This window comes from Streptomyces sp. NPDC005195 (genome assembly GCF_040608315.1).
Taxonomy (GTDB): domain Bacteria; phylum Actinomycetota; class Actinomycetes; order Streptomycetales; family Streptomycetaceae; genus Streptomyces; species Streptomyces kaempferi.
The window spans coordinates 1-6,625 of record NZ_JBEXHZ010000128.1 but is presented as its reverse complement, the minus strand read 5'-3'; the positions used below and the strand labels follow the sequence as shown (position 1 = coordinate 6,625).

The following is a 6,625-nucleotide window of genomic DNA, read 5'->3' as shown; positions in this document are numbered from 1 at the left end:
GTCGCGAGCTGACGTATCGTCAGCTCGCCGTGGTCCTTCAGCTGGCGTAACCGCTCCACCAACTGCCGTGTGCAGGGATCGAGTTCGGCGGGCAGCGGCTTGGAGCGCGGCATGTTTCCCCCAATGCGGTCATCGGCGTGAGCAGCGGGCCCCCTCCGCTGCTGCGCATTCTGCATGAGCCCGTCACATCTGTCACAGGTGTCTCACGTAGCCGTCCCGTCGGATGCTGTCGTCGCAGGTCAGCAGGCCGGTCGTCCCACAAGGACGCCACCTGTGCCACAGCCGTAGCCACCGCGTCCCAGCGCCCTTCATCTTTGGTCTCGCCACCTGCCTGCCAGGCGGGACAGGTGCCGACCCACGATCGAAAGAGGAACGCATGCGACCGAACGCTCTGGGCAGGACCATCGCCGGCCTCGTCGCCGTTGCCGGCCTCGCCGCCGGCAGTGTGGCGACCGCGGGCACCAGCTTCGCGGCCACCGCGACCACCGCGCAGTCGGTGGCGGCCGCACAGCCCGCCGCCGCGGCCGCGACGCAGAACTTCGGTCTGACCACGGCCGAGGCCAAGAACGTCCAGGAGTTCCTCGCGGACTACTGGGGATACACGGACTCCATCGACGGTCAGCTGGGCACCAACAGTTGGAAGGCTTTCCAGCGCTGCCTCGCGAGGTACTGGGGATACACCGGCGCCATCGACGGGGACCCCGGCACCAACACCATCAAGGCGCTGCAGCGTCTGCTGGCGGACGACTACGGCTACACGGGCGCGATCGACGGCGTGGCGGGTACGGGCACCCGGGCCGCGTTCAAGCGCTTCGCCGCCTGACCGGTCCGAGCCCGCCTGACCGGTCCGAGCCCGCCCGACCGGTCTGACCGGTCCGGCCGTTGAGTGAACGACCCGGCCCGTCCTTGCCCGGCAAGGACGGGCCGCGGATGCGTGTTCTCACTCACCGTCCGGACCGGATCCCGCACACCCGGGGCCAACTGCCGCGTCGAGAGGCGCGGTTCCTTGCCACGAACACATCGGCCGGCGGGGCGTCGGCGTCGTCCCGCCGTGCGGTCACCCCGCTCGACGTCCCACCAGGCCGGCGCGGAAGACACTCCGTAGCAACCGCATCGCGGCGGTAGCGGTGGCGTCTCTCCCCGCCACGCACCACTCTCGTCCCGCCACCCGCGCCACACCCGCGCGTTCTCGTCCCAGCAGTCCTCCCGGGCCGCTTGAACACGCGGGCCGGGACGGAAGCGCCGGACGAGCACAACGGTCCCTCACCCGTCGGTCCCTCACCCGACGACGCGTCGGACGACGCTCCAGAAGACGAAGGAGAACCTCGCCGCCATGGGAAGACTCGCATTCCTCGCTCGCGCCGAAAACGAAAGCTCACGGCACAGGGCCACGCACCCCACCGGGCCGGGGTGGCGGATCCGGATCGGCACTTTCGCCGCCACCGCGGCGATGGTCTCGGCCGGCATCGTGCTCGGTGCCGGTCCGGCGGCAGCGGCGGCCCCGTCCGCGGTCAAGCTGACCTCCGCGTCCTGCCCCAACGAGATCGTGCAGGGCCAACTGAGCGGTTGCGTCACAGAGTTGCAGAATCTGCTCAACGCGCACGGCGCCGGTCTGGTGGTGGACGGTCAGTTCGGGCCGAGCACCCTCTACGCGGTCCGTGAGTACCAGGCCGCCACCGCGATCGCCGTGGACGGGCGGGTGGGCCCCGCGACCAAGAGCAAGCTGTACGCGACCGGAGGCTCGGCGCCCGCCCCCATCAACCTCCAGTCCTCCTCGTGCCCCGCGAACGTCGTCCAGGGCGACAAGGGCGGATGCGTCACCGAGCTCCAGCGGCTGCTGCGCCACCACGGCTACGCGGTCGACGTGGACGGCGACTTCGGCGCCGGAACCGCGAGTGCCGTCCGCAGCTTTCAGTCCTCCTACGGCCTCACGGTCGACGGCCAGGTCGGCACCAACACCAAGCGGGCCCTGTACGACACCGACGAGTCACCGTCGACGGGCCTGGACCTGAGGTCGTCGTCCTGCCCGGAGAACATCGTGGAGGGGCAGAGCGGCGGTTGCGTCGCCACACTGCAGTCCCTGCTGAACGGCAAGGGTCAAAGCCTCGCCGTCGACAGCAGCTTCGGCCCCCAGACCCTGGCTGCCGTGAAGGCGTTCCAGTCCGCGAGCGGCCTCAGCGCCGACGGCGAGGTCGGCCCGAACACCAAAGCCGCCCTGTACGCGAACATCGGCGGCGGTGGCGGCAACGGCGCGCCAGCGCCGATCAACCTGAACTCCGCCTCGTGCCCGAACGAGATCGTCAAGGGACAGCGCAGCGGCTGCGTCACCGAACTGCAGAGCCTGCTCAACCACCACGGTGCCGACCTCGCCGTCGACGGCGACTTCGGATCGCTCACCGACAGCGCCGTCAGGGACTTCCAGGCCGAGAAGGGCCTCTCGGTCGACGGCCATGCGGGACCGAACACCAAGGCCGCACTGTACGGAGCGGTCACCCCGCCGTCGTCGCCCCCGCCCGGCGGCGGCTACGGCAAGATCCTCGACGTGGCCGAGGCGGAGGTCGGCACGGTCGAGGGCAGTGCCCGCGCGAACAGCTACGGCGCGGCTGTGGGTCTTTCGCTGTCCACCAGCAACTACGCCTGGTGCGCGACCTTCGTGAGCTGGGTGGCCAAGCAGACCGGGGCCAGCTCCTACCGCAACTCCTATGTCTCCGGCTGGGTGAAGCAGGCGCGGGCCGGCAACTACCACCTGTCGGTGACGACCAGCCCGCAGCCGGGTGACATCGTGGCCTTCGACTGGGACGGTGGAAGCGACTTCACCGGCGGCAACGAGCACATAGGCATCGTGCGGACGGTGTCCGGATCGTCCTTCACCACGGTCGAGGGCAACACGGGCAACCCCAACGGCGGCAGCGACGGTGTGTACGTCAAGTCCCGTTCCACGAACAGCGGTTACGACGTGGTCTTCATCCGGGTCCGCTAAGCGTCTCTGCCGGGGTTCCCGGCAGGTCGCACTCGGGTCCGGACTCCCCAGGACTCCGGACCCGGGAGCCGCCTCCGTGGGCGTGCTTCACCGCGTCAGGGCCGTGCGCGACGTCACGGACTCCCCGCACCGGCTCGACGGCGCGGAGGACGCCCGGCTCGTCCCGCCCGCGTCAGCGCGTCTTCGGCCTGGACGGCCAGGGTGTGGACGAGACCGGCCGCGGAAGGCAGGTCGGTGATCAGGTCGACACCCTCGCCCGCCCAGACGGGCACCGGCGGGACGGCGCCTCGCGCCACGTCGTCACGGTAGTCCTGAGCGGCCCGGACGTCGGCGGCGAGCTCGGCTTCACGGCCGCGCCACCGGCGCAGATAGGGATGGGCCAGCGTGCGGGCGGTGTACTTCGACGGCCAGCGAGAGCCACGGACGATGTCCAGCACGCCGCTGCGCTCGGTGTCCTGCCCACGTCCTTCGACGATCGCCCTGGTGACCGAGGGATCGGCCAGAGATTCCGCGGTGGCCTGGAACCGGGTACCGATGAGCGCTCCGGCCGCCCCGAGGGCCAGAGCCGCGGCCACTCCCCGGCCGTCGGCGATCCCGCCCGCCGCCAGAACCGGCACCGGTCCCGCGAGATCCACCACGACCGGGACGAACGCCATCGTGGACCGCCCGCGCCGGGCACCGTGACCGCCGCTCTCGGTCCCCTGCGCCACGACGACATCGGCGCCCAGGTCCACGGCGCGCCTCGCCTCCTCCAGATCGGTGACCTGGAGGATCAGCACCACTCCCGCCCGGCGGATCCTTTCCACGAACGGGCTCGGATCCCCGAAGGACAGCATGACCGCGCTGGGGCCGTACTCCAGCGCGCACTCCACCGCTCCCGTCCCGGCGGCCCAGGCCAGGAACCCGACACCCCACGGTTCGTGGCCGCCCGACGCGACGATCGGCAGCTCGCGCCGCAACCACGTGAGGTCCCCGCTCCCGGCGCCCACCAGTCCGAGGCCGCCACCGCGGGAGACGGCCGAGGCCAGTTCGCCCCCGGCCGTCCCGCCCATCGGTGCCAGCGCGATCGGGTGCCGCACTCCGCACAACCGCGTGAAATCCGTCGACAACGCCATGCCCGCATCATCGGTCCGCTTCCCGCGTGCGGGCCATCCCCCTCGCCCTTCCTTCCGCCTTCCTTCCGCTTCCGCCCACAGGACGCCGGATCGTCGGACGGCCCCACCCCCCGGCGCGTGATGAAAGGCGGACGCGTCACGTGCCTACGGATTCGCCGCGCCCCCGAGGCCTTCTTCCTCCTCCCCGGTCGGCAGGCTCTGTTCCGTCCAGACCACCTTGCCGCGTGAGGTGTAACGGGTGCCCCAGCGCCGGGTGAGCTGGGAGATGAGGAAGAGGCCCCGGCCGCCCTCGTCCGTGGTGGCCGCGCGCCGCACGTGGGGTGAGGTGCTGCTGGCGTCGGAGACCTCGCAGATGAGGGTGCGGTCCCACAGCAGCCGCAGCTCGATGGGGGGCGAGCAGGCTGCGCTGGAGCGAGACGGCGGTGGCGTGTTCGCGGGCGTAGCGCCTGGCGTTGTCGATGCAGACGGCCGCGTGGGTGACCAGTTCCTCCGCGAGTGACAGGTCCTCCGTGTCGAAGGGCGTGTGACCGCCCGAGCCGGACGTCGTCGTGCGGAAGAGACCGACCACCCCGAGCACCGCGCCTCTCGCGCGCAGCGGTACGGCGATCATCGCGTGGCCGGGGGGACCGGCGCACTCGAGCGGGCCCGTGGCCCGGTGGGCGGCGGTGGCGGGCTCCCCGGCCGGATCCGGTTCGGCCACGGGCCTTCCGGCCTTGAGACTTCGGGCCTGCGGCGAGGAGGGAGGGAAGTGGACGAGGTCCCCCACGGCGCGCGACGAGGGAGCGCCGGGCAGGGGCGACTGTGCCGCGCGGCGCAACGGCCCGGTGTCGTCGCCGTGTGGTTCCTCCCCGTGCAGCACCGCGTCCGAGCGGTCCACGACCGCCCGGTCGGCGAACCGCGGGACGACGGCGGCGGCCAGTTCCTCGGCGATCCGGCTCACGTCGAGGGTCGTGCCGATGATCATACCGGCGTCGTAGAGCAGTCGGAGTCGCTCGCGGGCGACGTCGGCCTGACCTGCCAGGGACCGCAGTTCGGTGGTGTCGCGCAGGGTGGTGACCGTGCCCAGCACGCGGCCCTTCCACACGGTGGGCTGCTGGTTCACGGCCAGCAGGCGGTCCCCGGCGGGGTGGACCTCGTCGGCGGCGACCCGTCCGGAGGTGAGCAGCCGGGTGAGCGCGGGCCCGAGGGCGAGATCGCCCGCGTGGCGCCCCTGGACATCGGGCGGCAGACCGAGCAGCCGGTGCGCCTCGTCGTTGGCCAGCAGCAGACGGCGCTCGTGGTCGGCGATGAGAACACCTTCACGGACCGCGTGCAGCACCGCGTCGTGGTGCTCGTACATGCGGGTGATCTCGGCCGGACCGAGGCCGTGGGTCTGCCGGCGCAGTCGCTTGCTCAGCCAGGCGATCCCGCCCATGGACAGGGCGAGGGCGACTCCGGCGGACCCGAGCAGGGGCGGCAGCTGACCGTCGACCTGGTGGACCACGCCGGCGACCGGCACGCCGGTCATGACGGTGCCCACCACGCTGTGGCGCGCGTCGAAGACGGGAACCACCGCGCGGATCGACGGTGAGTGAAGGCTCCTGCCGATGACCTTGTCGGTGAAGGTGTGGCCCGCTGTGGCGGGCCACACGGTGGCGTTGGAGGGCAGACCGATCGCGCGCGGGTCCGGGTGGCTGTACCGGATGCCCTTGGGGTCGGTCACCACGATGTAGGCGACCCGGGCATCGCGTCGGGTGGCCTCGGCCAGCGGTTGCAGAGTGGCGCTCGGCCTGGCGGACTTCAGCGATTCCAGTACGGCCGGGGAGTGGGCGAAGGTCCCGGCGACCGCGAGCGCGCGCGTGCGGGCCTCCTGCGTGGCCTGCTTCCGGTCCTGCAGCACCAGGACCGTGGTCGCGGCGGCTATGAGCAGCACCGCGATGGTCACGGCCAGCGCGAGCATCTGTCCCGCGATGCTGTGCGGGAGCAGGCTGAAGCGGCCGCGCCGGTGGGCGGCCGGGTCCGGGTCGGGATCAGCGCCCTGATCCAGACGTGCGCGCCGCCCGGAAATCCTGCGTCCGATCAGGCTGAGCAGCGTCCGGGACCTGTTGACTGCCCGAGGCATACAGCCATGGTCGTACGCATCATGAGAAAAGGTCCAACTTTATAACCTTTCCTACGTATTCTTCATGTCACGGACGCAGGTCTCGCAGGACAGGGTCGTACATCGAGGTGCGGACCGGCGTGCGTAGCGGCCCAGTGAACCCGCGCCGTCACGCGAATCCGGCATATCGTGCACATATGGGTGATGTTCGGTGCGGCTGGTGCGACAAGCCGCTGCCGGATGAGGCCGGGCCCAACCGGCGGTACTGCGGTCCGGCCCACCGGCAGGCTGCCTGGCGGGCCCGACGCCGCTGGGAGGCCGCGGCCCAGGCGCGCCACGCGCTCGTCCTGGCCGACGCGGAGCTGTTGTCCCGGGCACGGACGATGTCCCAGGAGGCGGCGACCCAGGATCCGGCGCGGATGGCCGCGACGACGGGCGACGATGCCGCGG

4 protein-coding genes and 1 pseudogene are annotated in these 6,625 nt (G+C 71.6%); 3 read left to right on the top strand and 2 right to left on the bottom strand.

Annotated features, from left to right (window positions below):
* Positions 1 to 376 precede the first annotated feature (376 nt).
* Both ABZV34_RS36400 and ABZV34_RS36395 read left to right on the top strand, forming a co-directional pair.
* Positions 377 to 823, top strand: a complete 447-nt coding sequence (locus tag ABZV34_RS36400) for a peptidoglycan-binding protein (RefSeq protein WP_356286648.1) — start codon at positions 377 to 379, stop codon at positions 821 to 823.
* Positions 824 to 1,333: 510 nt separating this feature from the next.
* Positions 1,334 to 2,980 carry a peptidoglycan-binding protein gene (locus ABZV34_RS36395; RefSeq protein ID WP_356286645.1) on the top strand — a complete coding sequence of 549 codons (1,647 nt, stop codon included), beginning with the start codon at positions 1,334 to 1,336 and terminating at the stop codon, positions 2,978 to 2,980.
* A 113-nt stretch (positions 2,981 to 3,093) separates the two neighbouring features.
* Here ABZV34_RS36395 and ABZV34_RS36390 read toward each other — a convergent pair whose 3' ends face one another.
* Positions 3,094 to 4,095 carry a nitronate monooxygenase gene (locus ABZV34_RS36390; RefSeq protein ID WP_356286642.1) on the bottom strand — a complete coding sequence of 334 codons (1,002 nt, stop codon included), beginning with the start codon at positions 4,093 to 4,095 and terminating at the stop codon, positions 3,094 to 3,096.
* A gap of 136 nt (positions 4,096 to 4,231) precedes the next feature.
* Complete coding sequence (locus ABZV34_RS36385; RefSeq protein WP_356286639.1) at positions 4,232 to 6,196, bottom strand: GAF domain-containing protein; 1,965 nt, start codon at positions 6,194 to 6,196, stop codon at positions 4,232 to 4,234.
* A 176-nt stretch (positions 6,197 to 6,372) separates the two neighbouring features.
* On the opposite strand from ABZV34_RS36385, the pseudogene ABZV34_RS36380 reads away from it, so the two are divergent.
* Positions 6,373 to 6,625: pseudogene (locus tag ABZV34_RS36380) on the top strand (hypothetical protein); the annotation flags it as partial.

What these genes read in the sequence shown, in the direction of transcription:
- ABZV34_RS36390 (WP_356286642.1), bottom strand. Translation starts at nt 4,095, where the DNA reads ATGGCGTTGTCGACGGATTTCACGCGGTTGTGCGGAGTGCGGCACCCG.
- ABZV34_RS36400 (WP_356286648.1), top strand. Translation starts at nt 377, where the DNA reads ATGCGACCGAACGCTCTGGGCAGGACCATCGCCGGCCTCGTCGCCGTT.
- ABZV34_RS36385 (WP_356286639.1), bottom strand. Translation starts at nt 6,196, where the DNA reads ATGCCTCGGGCAGTCAACAGGTCCCGGACGCTGCTCAGCCTGATCGGA.
- ABZV34_RS36395 (WP_356286645.1), top strand. Translation starts at nt 1,334, where the DNA reads ATGGGAAGACTCGCATTCCTCGCTCGCGCCGAAAACGAAAGCTCACGG.